This window comes from Pseudomonas sp. XP2 (genome assembly GCF_053557975.1).
In genome coordinates, this window is sequence record NZ_JBNRIK010000001.1 from 170483 (window position 1) to 185726 (window position 15244).

At 65.3% G+C, this 15244-nt stretch carries 13 protein-coding genes; 6 read left to right on the forward strand and 7 right to left on the reverse strand.

Annotation, left to right across the window (positions count from 1 at the left end):
• Window positions 1-6: 6 nt before the first annotated feature.
• The 7 genes from ACK1VC_RS00720 to gshB form a co-directional block, all read right to left on the reverse strand.
• A complete protein-coding gene (locus ACK1VC_RS00720) occupies window positions 7-1278 on the reverse strand; it encodes a dihydroorotase (protein ID WP_016489548.1) in 1272 nt (423 codons plus the stop codon).
• A complete protein-coding gene (locus ACK1VC_RS00725; protein WP_191087055.1) occupies window positions 1275-2279 on the reverse strand; it encodes an aspartate carbamoyltransferase catalytic subunit in 1005 nt (334 codons plus the stop codon). Before ACK1VC_RS00725 ends, ACK1VC_RS00720 begins: the two co-directional genes overlap by 4 nt.
• 12 nt (window positions 2280-2291) lie before the next feature.
• Window positions 2292-2810, reverse strand: a complete 519-nt coding sequence (gene pyrR / locus ACK1VC_RS00730) for a bifunctional pyr operon transcriptional regulator/uracil phosphoribosyltransferase PyrR (protein ID WP_016489547.1) — start codon at window positions 2808-2810, stop codon at window positions 2292-2294.
• Between the two features lie 49 nt (window positions 2811-2859).
• Window positions 2860-3285, reverse strand: coding sequence for a Holliday junction resolvase RuvX (ruvX, locus tag ACK1VC_RS00735; protein WP_016489546.1), 426 nt, complete (start codon window positions 3283-3285; stop codon window positions 2860-2862).
• Window positions 3285-3854 (reverse strand): YqgE/AlgH family protein, encoded by a 570-nt coding sequence (locus tag ACK1VC_RS00740; RefSeq protein WP_016489545.1) that lies wholly within the window; start codon window positions 3852-3854, stop codon window positions 3285-3287. Before ACK1VC_RS00740 ends, ruvX begins: the two co-directional genes overlap by 1 nt.
• 357 nt (window positions 3855-4211) lie before the next feature.
• Window positions 4212-5117 carry an energy transducer TonB gene (locus tag ACK1VC_RS00745; RefSeq protein WP_191087054.1) on the reverse strand — a complete coding sequence of 302 codons (906 nt, stop codon included), beginning with the start codon at window positions 5115-5117 and terminating at the stop codon, window positions 4212-4214.
• A gap of 91 nt (window positions 5118-5208) precedes the next feature.
• Window positions 5209-6162: a glutathione synthase gene (gene gshB / locus ACK1VC_RS00750; protein WP_060516883.1), complete on the reverse strand. Its 954-nt coding sequence runs from the start codon at window positions 6160-6162 to the stop codon at window positions 5209-5211.
• A gap of 152 nt (window positions 6163-6314) precedes the next feature.
• Between gshB and ACK1VC_RS00755 the strand changes: the two genes are divergently transcribed.
• From ACK1VC_RS00755 to ACK1VC_RS00780, 6 genes are read left to right on the forward strand one after another with little or no spacing between them, the layout of a single operon-like run.
• Complete coding sequence (locus tag ACK1VC_RS00755; protein WP_016501972.1) at window positions 6315-6716, forward strand: response regulator; 402 nt, start codon at window positions 6315-6317, stop codon at window positions 6714-6716.
• Window positions 6717-6763: 47 nt separating this feature from the next.
• Window positions 6764-7129: a twitching motility response regulator PilH gene (gene pilH / locus ACK1VC_RS00760; protein ID WP_016489541.1), complete on the forward strand. Its 366-nt coding sequence runs from the start codon at window positions 6764-6766 to the stop codon at window positions 7127-7129.
• Window positions 7126-7680, forward strand: a complete 555-nt coding sequence (locus ACK1VC_RS00765; protein ID WP_016489540.1) for a chemotaxis protein CheW — start codon at window positions 7126-7128, stop codon at window positions 7678-7680. Before pilH ends, ACK1VC_RS00765 begins: the two co-directional genes overlap by 4 nt.
• Window positions 7681-7727: 47 nt before the next feature.
• Window positions 7728-9752: a methyl-accepting chemotaxis protein gene (locus tag ACK1VC_RS00770; protein WP_224372594.1), complete on the forward strand. Its 2025-nt coding sequence runs from the start codon at window positions 7728-7730 to the stop codon at window positions 9750-9752.
• Between the two features lie 23 nt (window positions 9753-9775).
• Window positions 9776-14716, forward strand: a complete 4941-nt coding sequence (locus tag ACK1VC_RS00775) for a hybrid sensor histidine kinase/response regulator (protein WP_191087053.1) — start codon at window positions 9776-9778, stop codon at window positions 14714-14716.
• A complete protein-coding gene (locus ACK1VC_RS00780) occupies window positions 14709-15182 on the forward strand; it encodes a chemotaxis protein CheW (RefSeq protein WP_016489537.1) in 474 nt (157 codons plus the stop codon). Before ACK1VC_RS00775 ends, ACK1VC_RS00780 begins: the two co-directional genes overlap by 8 nt.
• Window positions 15183-15244 lie beyond the last annotated feature (62 nt).

Consider the following 15244-nt stretch of genomic DNA (forward strand, 5'->3'; position numbering starts at 1 on the left):
GGTTACTCAGGCCTCGTGGCAGATGTGGCCATCGACCAAGGTATAACGCACCGCACCCGGCAGGCAGTGGCCGATGAACGGGCAGTTCTCGCCCCGCGACAACCACTGCTCGCCAGCCACTGTCGAGGCTTGTGGGTCGAACAGCACCAGGTCAGCTGCGCCACCCACCTTCAGCTCGCCCGCGGGCAGGCGCAGGGCGGCTGCCGGGCCGCTGCTTAGGCGGGCCAGCAAAGTTGGCAGGTCGAGCAGGCCGTCCTGCACCAGGGTCATGGCCAGTGGCAGCAACAGCTCGACGCTGCTGATACCCGGCTCGGTGGCACCGAACGGTGCCAGCTTGGCGTCGCGCTCGTGCGGCTGGTGATGGCTGGAAATCGCCTGGATCACGCCCGATTTGACGGCGGCGCGCAGGCCATCCCGGTCTTTGGCAGTGCGCAGCGGGGGCTGCACGTGGTACAGGCTGGAAAACTCGCGCAGCGACTCATCGGTGAGTATCAGCTGGTACAGCGCCACATCGGCGGTCACCGGCAGGCCGAGCTCCTGCGCCTGGGCAATCAGCTGTGCACCACGGGCGCTGGTGATCTGGCTGAAGTGCGCACGCACACCGGTCTGTTCTACCAGCAGCAGGTTGCGCGCCAGGGCCACGGTTTCTGCGGTTTCCGGGATGCCCGGCAGGCCGAGGAAACTGGCCATGGCACCTTCATGGGCCAGGCCGCCCTGGGCCAGGTCACGGTCCTGGGAGTGGAACACCACGGTCAGGTCGAAGGTGGCGGCGTACTCCAGGGCGCGGGCCAGGGTCCGGTTGTTGGGGATTTGTTTCAGGCCGTTGCCGAAGGCCACGCAACCGGTATCGCGCAGGGCCACCAGCTCGGCCAGTTGCTCGCCTTCAAGGCCTTTGGTCAGGGCGCCGATCGGGTACACCTTGCTGTTGGCGGCCTCACGGGCGCGGTCCAGGATCAGTTCGGCCACCGCCGAGGTGTCCAGCACCGGCTTGGTCTGCGGCGGGCAGCACAGGCTGGTGACACCGCCGGCAACGGCAGCGCGGGTTTCGCTGGCGATGTTGCCTTTGCGGCTGTAACCCGGCTCACGCAGGGACACGCCCAGGTCGACCAGGCCCGGTGCGGCGACCAGGCCATCGGCCTGTATCGTACGGCTGGCGCTGAAACCGGCCGGTGCGGCGCCAATGGCGGCAATGCGGCCACCGTCCAGGTGCAGGTCGGTCACCTGATCCAGGCCGGTCGTGGGATCGATGACCCGGGCGCCAAGAATGCTGATGGTCACTGGGCGTTCTCCTGGTCGAATTGACGTTGTGCGTTCTGCCCGCTCATGGCCATGGACAGCACGGCCATGCGCACGGCGATGCCGTAGGTGACCTGGTTGAGGATCACCGAGTGTTTGCCGTCGGCCACCGCTGATTCGATTTCCACGCCCCGGTTGATCGGGCCCGGGTGCATGACGATGGCATCAGGCTTGGCCCCGGCCAGGCGCGCGGTGGTCAGGCCGAACAGGCGGTAGAACTCGCCTTCGCTGGGCATCAGGCCGCCGGCCATGCGCTCACGCTGCAGGCGCAGCATGATCACCACGTCGACATCCTTCAGGCCTTCGGCCAAGTCGGTGTAGACCTTCACGCCGTACTGTTCGATGCCGATCGGGATCAGGGTTTTCGGGCCGATCACGCGGATGTCCGGGCAACCCAGCGCTTTGAGCGCCAGCATGTCGGAGCGCGCCACGCGCGAGTGCAGAATGTCGCCGACGATGGCCACCGAGAGGTTTTCGAAGCTGCCTTTGTGGCGGCGAATGGTCAGCATGTCGAGCATGCCCTGGGTCGGGTGCGCGTGGCGGCCATCACCGCCATTGATCACGGCGACATCCGGGCACACGTGCTCGGCGATGAAGTGCGCGGCGCCGGAGTCGGAATGGCGCACCACGAACATGTCGGCCGCCATGGCCTCGAGGTTGCGCAGGGTGTCGAACAGTGTCTCGCCCTTGCTGGTCGAGGAGGTCGACACGTTCAGGCTGATCACGTCGGCCGACAGGCGCTGGGCTGCCAGTTCGAAGGTGGTGCGGGTGCGGGTCGAGTTCTCGAAGAACACGTTGCACACGGTCTTGCCGCGCAGCAACGGGACTTTCTTCACGGCCCGGGCACCGACTTCCAGGAAGGAGTCGGCGGTGTCGAGGATCTCGGTGAGCAGTTCGCGGGGCAAACCGTCAAGCGAGAGGAAGTGGCGCAGCTGGCCCTGATCATTGAGCTGCAGCGGGCGCTTGGCGTCGATTGGCGTCATCGCGGGGGACTCTTAAAGGGCGGAAGCGGAGGCGAGGTCCTGGCGCTCGAGGGCGAGCGGTGCGGGTCCGGTCAATTTTACCCGTTCATGGGCGGCCAGCGACAGGGTGGCACCGAGCACATTCGGACGGATCGGCAATTCGCCGGCGTCCAGGTCCAGCAGGCAGACCAGGGTGACGCTGGCCGGGCGGCCGTAATCGAACAGTTCGTTGAGCGCCGCGCGGATGGTGCGACCGCTCATCAGTACATCATCCACCAGCACCAGGTGCTGGCCCTCGACCTCGAACGGCAGCTCGGACGGGCGCACTTGTGGGTGCAGGCCGTTCTGGCTGAAGTCGTCGCGGTAGAACGAGACGTCCAGGGTGCCCATGGGGCTGCTGTCGCCCATGGCTTCCTGCAGGGCCTGGGCAACCCAGACACCGCCGGTGCGGATACCGATGTAACGGGGCTCGGTGATTGCCCGGCGCGCCAGGTGGGCACGAAGGTCGACAGCCATCTGCCGAATCAGGTCGGCGGGATTGGGTAGGCTCATTGCGGGCTCCTCGGAAGGGTGCGCCGGGCGGGCCCGGCGGCAAATGTGATCAGGTATTGGCCTCCAGCCAGCCTTGCAGCAACAGGGCGGCGGCGATGGCATCGACCGGGTTGTCGCGGTAGCTGCCGCGCTGGCCGCCACGGGCCATGCGTTCGCCTTTGGCTTCGAAGGTGGTCAGGCGTTCGTCGTGGGTATGAACAGGCAGGTTGAAACGGCCGTTAAGGCGGCGGGCGAACTTCTCGGCGCGGGCGCTCATTTCGCTGGGTGTGCCGTCCATGTTCAACGGCAGGCCGACGACAATGGCATCGGGTTTCCACTCATTGATGAGCTTTTCCACCTGAGCCCAGTCCGGCACGCCGTTCTGCGCCTTCAGGGTGCACAGCTCGCGTGCCTGCCCGGTGATCACCTGGCCGACGGCCACGCCAATCTGTTTGCTGCCGTAGTCGAAACCCAGCAAGAGGCGTAGTTCGGCCATCAGGCGTGGCCCGCCTGGCTGGTCAGCAAGTGCAGGTTGATCCCCAGGCTGGCGGCCGCTGCTTCAAGGCGCAGGTCGCTGGCCCGGTCAAAGATGATTTGCGCGTCGAACGGGCAGTTGAGCCAGGCGTTGTCGGCCAGTTCCGCTTCCAGCTGGCCCGCCTCCCAGCCGGCATAACCCAGTGTGATCAGGCTCTGTTTCGGGCCTACCCCTGCGGCAATCGCAAGCAACACATCCTGCGATGTGCTCAGTGACAGCCCTTCCAGGGCCACGGTGGCCTGGAAGCTGCATTCGCTGCTGTGCAGCACGAAGCCGCGATCGGTCTGCACCGGGCCACCCTGGTAGATCGGCACCTGCAGGGTGCTGGCCGGCGGCGTTTCGTCCGGGCGCAGCTGCTCGAGGATGTCGGCCAGGCTCAGTTCCTGCGGCCGGTTGACCACCAGGCCCATGGCGCCATGTTCATTGTGCTCGACAATGTACGTGAGGGTCTGGGCGAAGTTCGGATCGGCCATGTGCGGCATGGCGATCAGGAACTGGTGCTTGAGATAGCTCGGGGCGAGGGTTTTCATGGGGATAGTGTGGCGCCAGGCGGCGAGGCTGACAAGGTGCGGATTTGTGTCGCTTGGTTGGCGGCTGTCTTGAGGTTTTTGGCGCTTATGAGATCGAGCGCCGCCCGCGCGGCGCATCGCGAGCTACGCTCGCTCCTACGTTTGTTTCGGGCCAGTTACGCTTGTGACAGGCGCGCGCGACCGCTTTGTTCGTACGACGCGAAATCGAGCCATGCGCCAAGGCGTTCGCGCGCAAATCCAACAGGAATAATTGGCCCGAAACAAACGTAGGAGCGAGCGTAGCTCGCGATGCGCCGCGCGGGCGGCGCTCGATATCCGCGCCACCGCATATAGCAAGCCCTACACCGAGGCCCTGAGTCAGTTGCTGGACAAACGGTCCCCCCGGGCAAAGCGCCAGGTGCGGATGATCTCCAGCCGGTCAAACTCGGCCAAATCCCCGGTGAACGGTGCAAACGGCGCTGCCAGCCGCACGATGCGTTGCGCTGCCTGGTCCAGCACTTGCTGCCCGGACGATTCCAGTACCAGCACTTCGTACAGCGATCCATCGCGGTTGATCGACACCATCATGCGCAAGTTGCCGTAGATCTGTTGCCGACGTGCTTCGTCGGGGTAGTTCAGGTTGCCCACCCGTTCGACCTTCTTGCGCCACTCTTCCTTGTACCAGGCGCCCTTGTCGCGCATGGTCGAGGCGGCGTTCAGGCGGTGGATGCGCGGGCGCTTGGCGTACATCTGCTGTTCGTTGGACAGCTCCGCCTCCAGGCTGGCGATCTGGCTGGACAGCTGCGAGCTGTCGAAGTCTGGCGCGGGCGCCGCCGGCTTGGGCTGTGCCTTGCTTTCCTTGGGCTTGGGTTCGACCTTCTGCGGCTTGGGCGCAGTCGTCACTACCGCCGTCTTTTGTGGGGTAGGGGGGGGTACCACCTCGGGCCTGGCGGCGGGTGGCGGGGTGATCTTGTTGATCTTGCTGTCCTGGAACGGCGCCAGTTCGGTGGTGGTGGGCACCGCTTTCTTGTCCAGCGTGCCGCTGCCCTGCTGGTTTTCCTGAGCCTGGAAATCGGCCTTCTCGGGCGCTTTCTCGCTCTTGAAGGTGGCCAGGGTGATGTCCATGGTGTGGCGGATTTCGGCAGGCTTGACCACGGTAAAGCCGACGCCAAGAATCAGCGCCAGGTGCACCAGGGCAGCCAGGAACAGGGTAAAGCCGAGCCGGTCCACCGGGCGAACACGGGGCGGCAGCAGGTCGGAGGGGATGTCAGCGGGCAGCGTCATCAGGTATCCAGCAACTGCAGGGCGGGGCAGCAGCTCAGTCGAATAGGACCGGCATCATACCCCACTCTGCGGTTTAGCTTCGCGTTGGCTGTCAGCGCGCCTTGAGCTTGCGATCAATGGCATCCATCAATTTGCCACCGATATCGGTGTTGTAGGCAGCATCGATCTCGCGGATGCAGGTGGGGCTGGTGACGTTGATTTCGGTGAGGTAGTCGCCGATCACGTCCAGGCCCACGAACAACAGGCCCTTCTCGCGCAGGGTCGGGCCGACCTGGGCGGCAATCCAGCGGTCGCGCTCGGTCAGCGGGCGCGCTTCGCCACGCCCGCCGGCGGCCAGGTTGCCACGGGTTTCGCCGCTGGCCGGAATACGCGCCAGGCAGTAGTCCACCGGCTCGCCATCAATCATCAGGATGCGTTTGTCGCCGTCCTTGATCGCCGGCAGGTAGGCCTGGGCCATGATCTGCTGGGTGCCCAGCGCGGTCAGGGTTTCCAGGATCACCGACAGGTTGGGGTCGCCAGCCCGGTGGCGGAAGATCGACGTGCCGCCCATGCCATCCAGTGGCTTGAGGATCACGTCAACATGCTTGGCCGCGAATTCGCGAATGATGTCCGGGCGGCGGCTGACCAAGGTTGGGGTGGTGCACTGCGGGAACAGCGTGGCGAACATTTTTTCGTTGCAGTCGCGCAGGCTCTGCGGGCGGTTGACCACCAGCACCCCTTCATTCTCGGCCTGCTCCAGCAGGTAGGTGCTGTAGACGAACTCCATGTCGAAGGGCGGGTCCTTGCGCATCAGGATCACGTCCAGCTCGGCCAGCGGGCTGTCCTGCTCCTCGCCCAGCTCGAACCAGTGCGCCGGGTCGGCAAACACCTTCAGCGGGCGCATGCGGGCGCGGGCCTTGCTTTCGCCCTGGTACAGGTCTTGCTGTTCCATGTAGAACAGGCTCCAGCCGCGTGCCTGGGCGGCCAGCAGCATGGCCAGCGAACTGTCCTTCTTGTAGGAGATGGACGCGATGGGGTCCATGACAATGCCGAGGCGAACGCTCATGGGGTGGTTCCTCTTGGCGGCAGGTGGCCGCGATGGCGTAAGAAAAGTGGCTCAGGGTGGCGCCGCGAACGCCGCCGGTCAAGGGGCGGCGCAGATGGAATGGCCACCCGGAGTATGCTAAAAGTGCAGCTAATTTCCATTGGTAGGCGTCTATGGAACAACCCCTGAAGGTGATGGTGATCGACGATTCGCGCACGATCCGCCGCACCGCCCAGATGTTGCTCGGTGAAGCGGGCTGCGAGGTGATCACCGCCAGCGATGGCTTCGATGCCCTGGCCAAGATCGTCGACCACCAGCCCAGCATCATCTTCGTTGATGTGCTGATGCCGCGCCTGGACGGCTACCAGACCTGCGCCGTGATCAAGCACAACAGTGCTTTCAAGGACACCCCGGTGATCCTGCTGTCGTCGCGCGATGGCCTGTTCGACAAGGCCCGCGGCCGGGTGGTCGGCTCTGATCAGTTCCTGACCAAACCGTTCAGCAAGGAAGAGCTGCTCGACGCGATCCGCGCCCACGTGCCCGGGTTTACCGCGCCTCCACAACACGCACCCTGACCGCGCCCCGCCATGGCACGGCCTTACTTTCCTGATGGGGAAACAGCATGGCCCGAGTTCTGATTGTCGACGACTCGCCGACAGAGATGTACAAATTGGCCGGATGGCTTGAAAAGCACGGTCATGAGGTGCTCAAAGCCAGCAACGGTGCCGATGGCGTGGCGCTGGCGCGTCAGGCAAAGCCCGATGCAGTGTTGATGGATATCGTCATGCCTGTTCTCAACGGCTTTCAGGCGACCCGGCAATTGAGCAAGGACCCCGAGACCAGCGCCATTCCAGTATTGGTCGTTACCACCAAAGACCAGGAAACCGATCGCATCTGGGCAAAACGCCAGGGTGCGAGGGGTTTCGTGACCAAGCCCGTGGAAGAAGACGACCTGATCGCCAAGCTCAAAGAAGTGCTGGGCGCTTGACCACCCGCCCGCAAGGCGCGTCGCTGACCGCCTTCGAGCTGTTGCTGGACATTGACCGGCGCTGCCGCCTGCTGGTTGCCGACCAACCGCCGCAAGACAACCGCCTGCAACAGTGGAGCGGTATCGGTTTTCGCATTGCCGGGCAGTGGTTTGTCGCGCCCATGGGTGAGGTGGCCGAGGTGCTGCGTGAACCGCGCAGCAGCCGCGTCCCCGGTGTGCAGCCATGGGTGTGCGGGGTAGCCAACCTGCGCGGCCGGTTGTTGCCGGTGATGGACCTGAGCAGCTTCTTCGGCCTGGGCCACGCCGCCCCGGGCAAGCAACGGCGGGTACTGGTGCTGGACCACGAGGCCCTGTTCGTCGGCCTGCTGGTGGACGAGGTACTGGGCTTGCAGCACTTTGACCTGGACAGCCTGCAGCTGTCGCCGCCGCAGCCACTGCTGCGCGCCGCTGCACGTTTTGTGCAGGGGCATTTCCCGCGTGAACGCAATTGGGCGATCTTCAGCCCCTTCGCCCTGGCCCAGGCGCCGGGCTTTCTCGATGTGGCGTTATAGGACCTGCGAACGTGAACAAGCCTGCCACCTCCGTTACCGCGACCACCGTGAGCCCGCGTACCCGCAGCATCGCGCAGATCACTGTGCTGTTTTTGATCCTGATCCTGTCGATCATCCTGTTGTTCGCCAACTTCGCGTACCTGAACACCCAATCCAATTACGACAAGCAGTACATCGGCCATGCCGGGGAACTGCGGGTGCTGTCGCAACGCATCGCCAAGAACGCCACTGAAGCCGCCACCGGCAAGGCCCTTGCATTCAAGCTGCTGTCGGATGCGCGCAACGATTTTGAGCGGCGCTGGGGCTACCTGCGCCAGGGTGACAAGTCCACCGGGCTGCCGCCCGCGCCGCCCACGGTGCGTGACGAGATGGAATCGGTACGCCGCGACTGGGAAAACCTGCGCAAGAACACCGACACCATCCTGGCCAGCGAGCAGACCGTGCTGTCGCTGCACCAAGTGGCGGCGACGCTGGCCGAAACCGTGCCGCAGTTGCAGGTGGAATACGAGAAGGTGGTTGAGATCCTGCTGCAAAGCGGCGCCCCGGCCAACCAGGTGGCGGTGGCCCAGCGCCAGTTGTTGCTGGCCGAGCGCATCCTCGGTTCGGTCAACACTGTGCTGGCCGGTGACGATGCCGCAGCCCAGGCGGCCGATGCTTTTGGCCGTGATGCCGGCCGCTTTGGCCAGGTGCTGGAGGGCATGCTCAGCGGCAACGCGGCAATCCAGATAACCCGCGTCGAAGACGCTGACGCCCGCGCGCGGCTGGCGGAAATCGCCGAACTGTTCCAGTTCGTCGCCGGTTCTGTGGATGAAATCCTCGAAACCTCGCCCGAACTGTTCCGCGTGCGCGAAGCTGCCGGCAACATCTTCAGCCTGTCGCAAACCCTGCTCGACGAAGCGTCGCACCTGGCCAACGGTTTCGAGAACCTGGCCGGCGGGCGCACCCTCGATACTGTGGGCGGCTATGCCTTGGGCGTGCTGGCGCTGGCCTCGATCATTCTCATCGGCCTGGTCATGGTGCGCACCACCAACCGCCAGCTGCGCGAAACGGCGGAAAAGAACGAACGCAACCAGCAGGCGATCATGCGCCTGCTCGACGAAATCGAAGAGCTGGCCGATGGCGACCTGACCGTGACCGTATCGGTAACCGAAGACTTTACCGGCGCCATTGCCGACTCGATCAACTATTCCGTAGACCAGCTGCGCGACCTTGTGGCCACCATCAACCACAGCGCCGTGCAGGTGGCCGCAGCCGTGCAGGACACGCAAAACACCGCTCGCCAGCTGGCCAAGGCCTCCGAGCACCAGGCCGAGCAGATCAGCGAGGCCTCCGAAGCCGTCGGCGACATGGTCGAGTCGATCGACCGGGTATCCGCGCATGCTTACGAATCGGCCAAGGTGGCCGAACGCTCGGTGGCCATCGCCAACAAGGGTAACGAGGTGGTGCACAACACCATCAATGGCATGGACAACATTCGCGAGCAGATCCAGGACACCGCCAAGCGGATCAAGCGCCTGGGTGAGTCTTCTCAGGAAATCGGCGACATTGTCAGCCTGATCGACGACATTGCCGACCAGACCAACATCCTTGCCCTTAACGCGGCGATCCAGGCTTCGCTGGCCGGTGAGGCCGGCCGTGGGTTTGCCGTGGTCGCCGACGAAGTGCAGCGCCTGGCCGAACGCTCGTCATCGGCTACCCGCCAGATAGAGGCGCTGGTGCGCACCATCCAGGCCGACACCAACGAGGCCGTCATCTCCATGGAGCAGACCACCGCCGAAGTGGTGCGCGGCGCCCGCCTGGCCCAGGATGCCGGGGTGGCGCTGGCCGAAATCGAAGGCGTATCGCAGAACCTGGCCGACCTGATCCACAGCATCTCCGACGCTGCCCAGTTGCAGACCTCGTCGGCCGGGCAGATCTCACACACCATGGCGGTCATCCAGCAGATTACCGCGCAGACCTCCGCCGGCTCCGGGGCCACTGCCGACAGCATCCGCCACCTGGCCCGCATGGCCAGCGAGATGCGCCGTTCGGTGTCCGGCTTCACCCTGCCGCCACCTGCCGAGCCCAAGTGAAGCGCCGCGTTGAGGAAGTGACAATGGCATCTGCTGCTGTAAGCCCCGAGCGCCACGACACGGTGGCGCTGGCCTGGACCAAGGCTGCCATCCTCGACTGCCTGGGCCAGGCGCGTCAGGCGCTGGAGCGTTTCGCCGGCGAGCCAGGCGACCTGTCGATACTCGCCTTTGTGGTCGACAACCTGCACCAGGTGCATGGCTGCCTGCGCATGCTCGAGCTGCGAGGTGCGACGCGTCTGGCCGAAGAACTGGAGCTGTTCGCCAAGGCCATGGCCGACGGCCAGGTGAGCCCACGGGGTGATTGCCTGGGTGCGCTGTTCCGGGGCCTGGAGCAGTTGCCCTCATACCTTGAGCGCTTGCGCGGTGCCCGCCACGACCTGCCATTGGTGATGCTGCCGCTGCTCAACCAGCTGCGCGCCTGCCGTGGCATCGAGCCGCTGGCCCAGGCCAGCCTGATCAGCGGTGCTGCGCAGCGCTTTGCCGGCTCTGACGACCTGGCCAACCTCGACCTCTCGCTGGGCAACTGGCGCGAACAGTTGCAGGCCGGGCCGGGCCGCGATGCCCTGCGCTCGGTGGTGACCGCACTGTGCGACGACCTTATGCGCATCAAGGAGCGCCTGGACCAGTTCGTGCGCAGCGACCGCCAGCACAGCGAGCAGCTTGATGCCCTGCTGGCGCCGCTGCGCCATGTGGCTGATACGCTGGCTGTACTGGGCTTCCAGCAACCACGGCGGGTGATCATCGACCAGGTGTTGGCGCTGCAGGCCCTGGCTCAGGGCGAACGAGCCGTGGACGACGCGGTGTTGATGGATGTAGCGGGCGCCTTGTTGTATGTGGAAGCCTCCCTGAATGGCATGGTCGGCCCACTGGAGGAAAACGGCCAGGCCGGCCTGCCAGGCTCGGACCTGGCCGAGATACGCCAGCTGGTCCTGAACGAATCGCTGAACGTGTTGCAGCAGGCCAAGGACCTGATCGGTGACTATGTGGAGTCCGACTGGCCCCGGCAGCGCCTGCAGCCCTTGCCAGGGCTGTTGCAGCAGGTTCGCGGGGCCTTGGCCATGTTGATGCTGCCCGCCGTGGCCGAGCTGCTTGCCGGCTGCGCAAGCTATGTGCAGCGTTGGTTGCAGCACCTGGAGGAGGAGCCGCCTGCCGACGAGCTGACCCACCTGGCCGAGGCCCTCAGCGCCGCTGAATGCTACCTGCAGTGGCGGGTGGCCGACCCGCTGGCGGATGGCCAGCCGTTCATCGACATGGCGTGTGCCAGCCTGGCGGCGTTGGGTGTGCACTGTGCGCAGGCGGATGCCCGAGCGGGCCTGGATGCCAATGGCGATGGCATCGATGACGAACTGCGCGAGGTGTTTCTCGAGGAAGCGGGCGAGTTGCTGCCGGAAATCGAGCGCCACTGGCTGCGCTGGCGTGCCGATAACCAGCAGCGCGGGGCGCTGGGGGAAGTGCGCCGTGCGCTGCATACCCTCAAAGGCAGTGGCCGCATGGTGCATGCCGAGGCGGTGGCCGAACTTGCCTGGGGCGCCGAGCACCTGCTGAACCGGGTGCTGGAGGGCCGCAGCGCGCTCAGCCCGGAAGGCGTGGTGGCCCTGCAACAGGTGTTCGTCCATTTGCCCGATCTGCTGGCGGACTTTGCCACCGGCCAGCTGCCGCAATTGACCGAAATCGAACAACTGGCCGGGCACCTGCATGCCCTGGCTGAAAACGATGCACCGGCGGCCAGTATCGATGGCCTTGAGCCACAGTTGCTGGATATCTTCCGCAGTGAGGCGCAGGGCCACCTGGCCAGCCTTGATGATTTCCTGCAGGGCGCCGACGGCCACGACACGCCGGTCAGCGATGGCCTGCAACGTGCCCTGCACACGCTCAAGGGCAGTGCCGCCATGGCCGGGGTGATGCCGATCGCTGAGCTGGCCACCGCCTTCGACCGCCTGGCCCGTGAATACAAGGGCCATCAGTTGCCACTGCAAATGGCCGAGATCGAATGGCTGGAAGCCGCGCGCTCGCTGTTCCATCTGGGCCTGGCGCAACTCGACAGCACACCACTGGCCGCCATCCCTGGCGCCGCGGAGCTGATCGAAGCGGTTGGCCAGGCAGTCGATAGCCGCCTGGCCAGCGGGCATGACGACCCGCAGCATGCCCGGCGTAGCAAGCGCGACCCGCAGCTGGTTGCCAGTTTTCTGGCCCAGGCCATGGACATTCTGCTTGATGCCGAGTCGTTGTTGTCGCGCTGGCAGCAACAGCCCGGCCAGCGCGACGCGCTGGATACCCTGCTCGACCAGATGACCAGCCTGGGCCATGCCGCGCACCTGGCCGACTTGTGGCAGATGGATGACCTGTGCGAGGCCTTGCTCGATCTGTATGGCGCCGTGGAAGAGGGCAGCCTGCCAGCCGATGCACGCTTTTTCGCCCACACGCAGCGGGCCCATGAGGCACTGCTGGACATGCTCGACGAAGTAGCGGCGGGGCAGGACATCGTGTCACGCCCGGAACTGGTCGATGGCCTGCGCACGCTGCTGGACCAGGCATTGGCACCGGATGCCACCGGCCTGGTGGGCATCGACAAGGTGACACCGCTGCACCCGGACATGGACCTGAGCGGTACTTTGGGGCTGTCGCATGACCCTTCGCTGCCAGAGGTGGGTGAGCCACTGCCAGACGAGCCGGAAAGCCCAGGCGAAGAGTTGCTGGAAGTGTTCCTCGAAGAAAGCTCGGACATTGTCGAGAGCGCCGCTGCCGCCCTGGCGCGCTGGCAGGCCGACCCGCGTAGCAGCGTCGAGGTGGACAACCTGATGCGCGACCTGCACACCCTGAAGGGTGTGGCGCGCATGGTTGAAATTGCCCCCATCGGTGACCTGGCACACGAACTGGAATTTCTGTACGAGCTGCTGGCTGCCGGGCGTTTGCCGCCGAGCCCGCCACTGTTCGCGCTGTTGCAGAATTGCCATGATCGCCTGGCGCACATGCTGGATGCCGTACGCCTGGGGCAGCCGTTGCATGCGGCCACGGCACTGATCGACTATATCCGTAACTTCAGCAGCGCGGCCCTGACCGACAGTGCGGCCGGCCAAGGGCCTGTCGAGGCAGCCGCCAGCGAGTTGCCGGCGGCAGCGCCAGAGCGGGCCGCAGGCGACATGGTCAAGGTTGATGCCGAGTTGCTCGATGACCTGGGCAACCTGGCTGGCGAGCACTCGATCATTCGTGGGCGCATCGAGCAGCAGGTCAACGATGCGCAGTTCGCCCTCAACGAGATGGAAACCACCCTGGAGCGCATGCGCGACCAGTTGCTGCGCCTGGATAACGAGACCCAGGGGCGGATCTCCAGCCGGCAGCCGTTCGAAGGCGATGCCTACGACGACTTCGATCCCCTGGAAATGGACCGCCATTCGCAGTTGCAGCAATTGTCGCGGGCCTTGTTCGAGTCTGCCTCGGACTTGCTCGACCTGAAGGAAACCCTGGCCCAACGCGCCCAGGAGGCCTACAGCCTTCTGCAGCAGCAGGCCAGGGTGAACAGCCAGTTGCAGGAAGGCCTGACCGCCACTTTGATGGTGCCCTTCGAACGCCTGGTGCCACGCCTGCAGCGTGTGGTGCGGCAGGTGGCCAGCGAACTGGGCAAGCAGGTGGAACTGGTGGTCGGCAACGCCGAGGGCGAACTGGACCGCAGTGTGCTCGAGCGCATGGTCGCACCGCTGGAGCACATGCTGCGCAACGCTGTCGACCATGGCCTGGAAAGCCGCGAAGCACGGCTGGCCGCTGGCAAACCGGAGCAGGGCACCATCCACCTGAATTTGCTGCACGAAGGTGCCGATATCGTTATCGAAATGACTGACGACGGTGCCGGTGTGCCACTCGACGCGGTACGGCGCAAGGCCATCAAGCGCGGCCTGCTGGATCCGCACGCAGACTTGAGCGATCACGAGATCCTGCAGTTCATCCTGCGCCCGGGGTTTTCCACCGCCGAGAAGATCACCCAGATTTCCGGGCGCGGTCTGGGCATGGACGTGGTGCACGAGGAGGTCAAGCAGCTCGGTGGCTCGATGAGCATCGAGTCGGCCCAGGGCAAGGGTGCACGCTTCTTGATCCGGCTGCCGTTCACCGTATCGATCAACCGTGCGCTGATGGTGCACCTGGGCGAAGAGCAGTACGCCATCCCGCTCAATACCATCGAGGGCATTGTCCGCGTGCCGCCGGCAGAGCTCGCAGCGTGCTATCAGCTGGACACGCCGCGCTATGTCTACGGCGGCCACGAATACGAGCTGCGTTACCTGGGCGAGTTGCTGCAAGGTGTGCCGCGCCCCGCGCTGCTGGGGCAGAGCGTGCCGTTGCCAGTGCTGCTGGTGCATTCCAAGGAGCAGTCGTTCGCCATCCAGGCCGACAGCCTGTCGCCCAGCCGCGAGATCGTGGTGAAGAGCCTGGGGCCACAGTTCGCTGCGGTGGCCGGGTTATCGGGGGCGACATTGCTGGGTGACGGGCGGGTCGTGCTGATTCTCGACCTGCTCGGCCAGCTGCGCGGCCAGCAGCGGCGCCTGGCACGTTTGCCCGGCGGCGAAGCCCAGCGCCAACTGCTCGGCCCGGCGCCGCGGCGTGCGTTGCTGGTGATGGTGGTGGATGACTCGGTGACCGTGCGCAAAGTCACCAGCCGCCTGCTGGAACGCCACGGCATGAGCGTGCTGACGGCCAAGGACGGGGTTGATGCCATGGCCCTGCTGGAAGACCACCGCCCCGACGTGTTGCTGCTGGACATCGAAATGCCGCGCATGGACGGCTTCGAGGTGGCCACACGCATTCGCCGTGACGAGCGGCTGAAAGACCTGCCCATCATCATGATCACCTCGCGCACCGGGCAGAAGCACCGCGACCGTGCCATGGCCATCGGCGTCAACGAATACCTGGGCAAACCGTACCAGGAGTCGCTGCTGTTGCAGAGTATCGCCCATTGGAGCCAGCCCCATGCTTGAACTGATTTCCGGCCAGCGCAGCAGCCTGACCGGGCTGTTGCTGCCTTTGGGTGATCGCACCCTGGTGCTGCCCAACGTGGCGGTGGCTGAGTTGAGCGGGCAGCGCAACCTGGTGTGCCAGCCTGGCGACCCCGCCTGGCACCTGGGCTGGATCGACTGGCGGCAGCAGCGCCTGCCGCTGATCGGCTTCGAGGCGGCGTGTGGGGGTGAAACCCCGTGCGGTGAGCGGGCCCGGGTAGTCGTGCTCAACGCACTGGGTGATACCGGCCTGCGCTACCTGGCGCTGTTGCTGCAAGACATCCCGCGCTCGTGCAAGCTCGACAGCCAGCTGAACTACGTGGACGTGGCGCTGGGCAGGCTGGAGCTGGCGGCGGTGCAGGTGGGCGAGCAGGTGGCTCGGGTGCCGGACCTGGTTGCACTGGAAAGGCTGGTGCGTGACGCGGATCTGCAACCTGACCTTGGCTAGGATGATGCTTGTGCGGGCCTCTTCGCGGGCAAGCCCGCTCCCACAGGTACACCACTGACCTT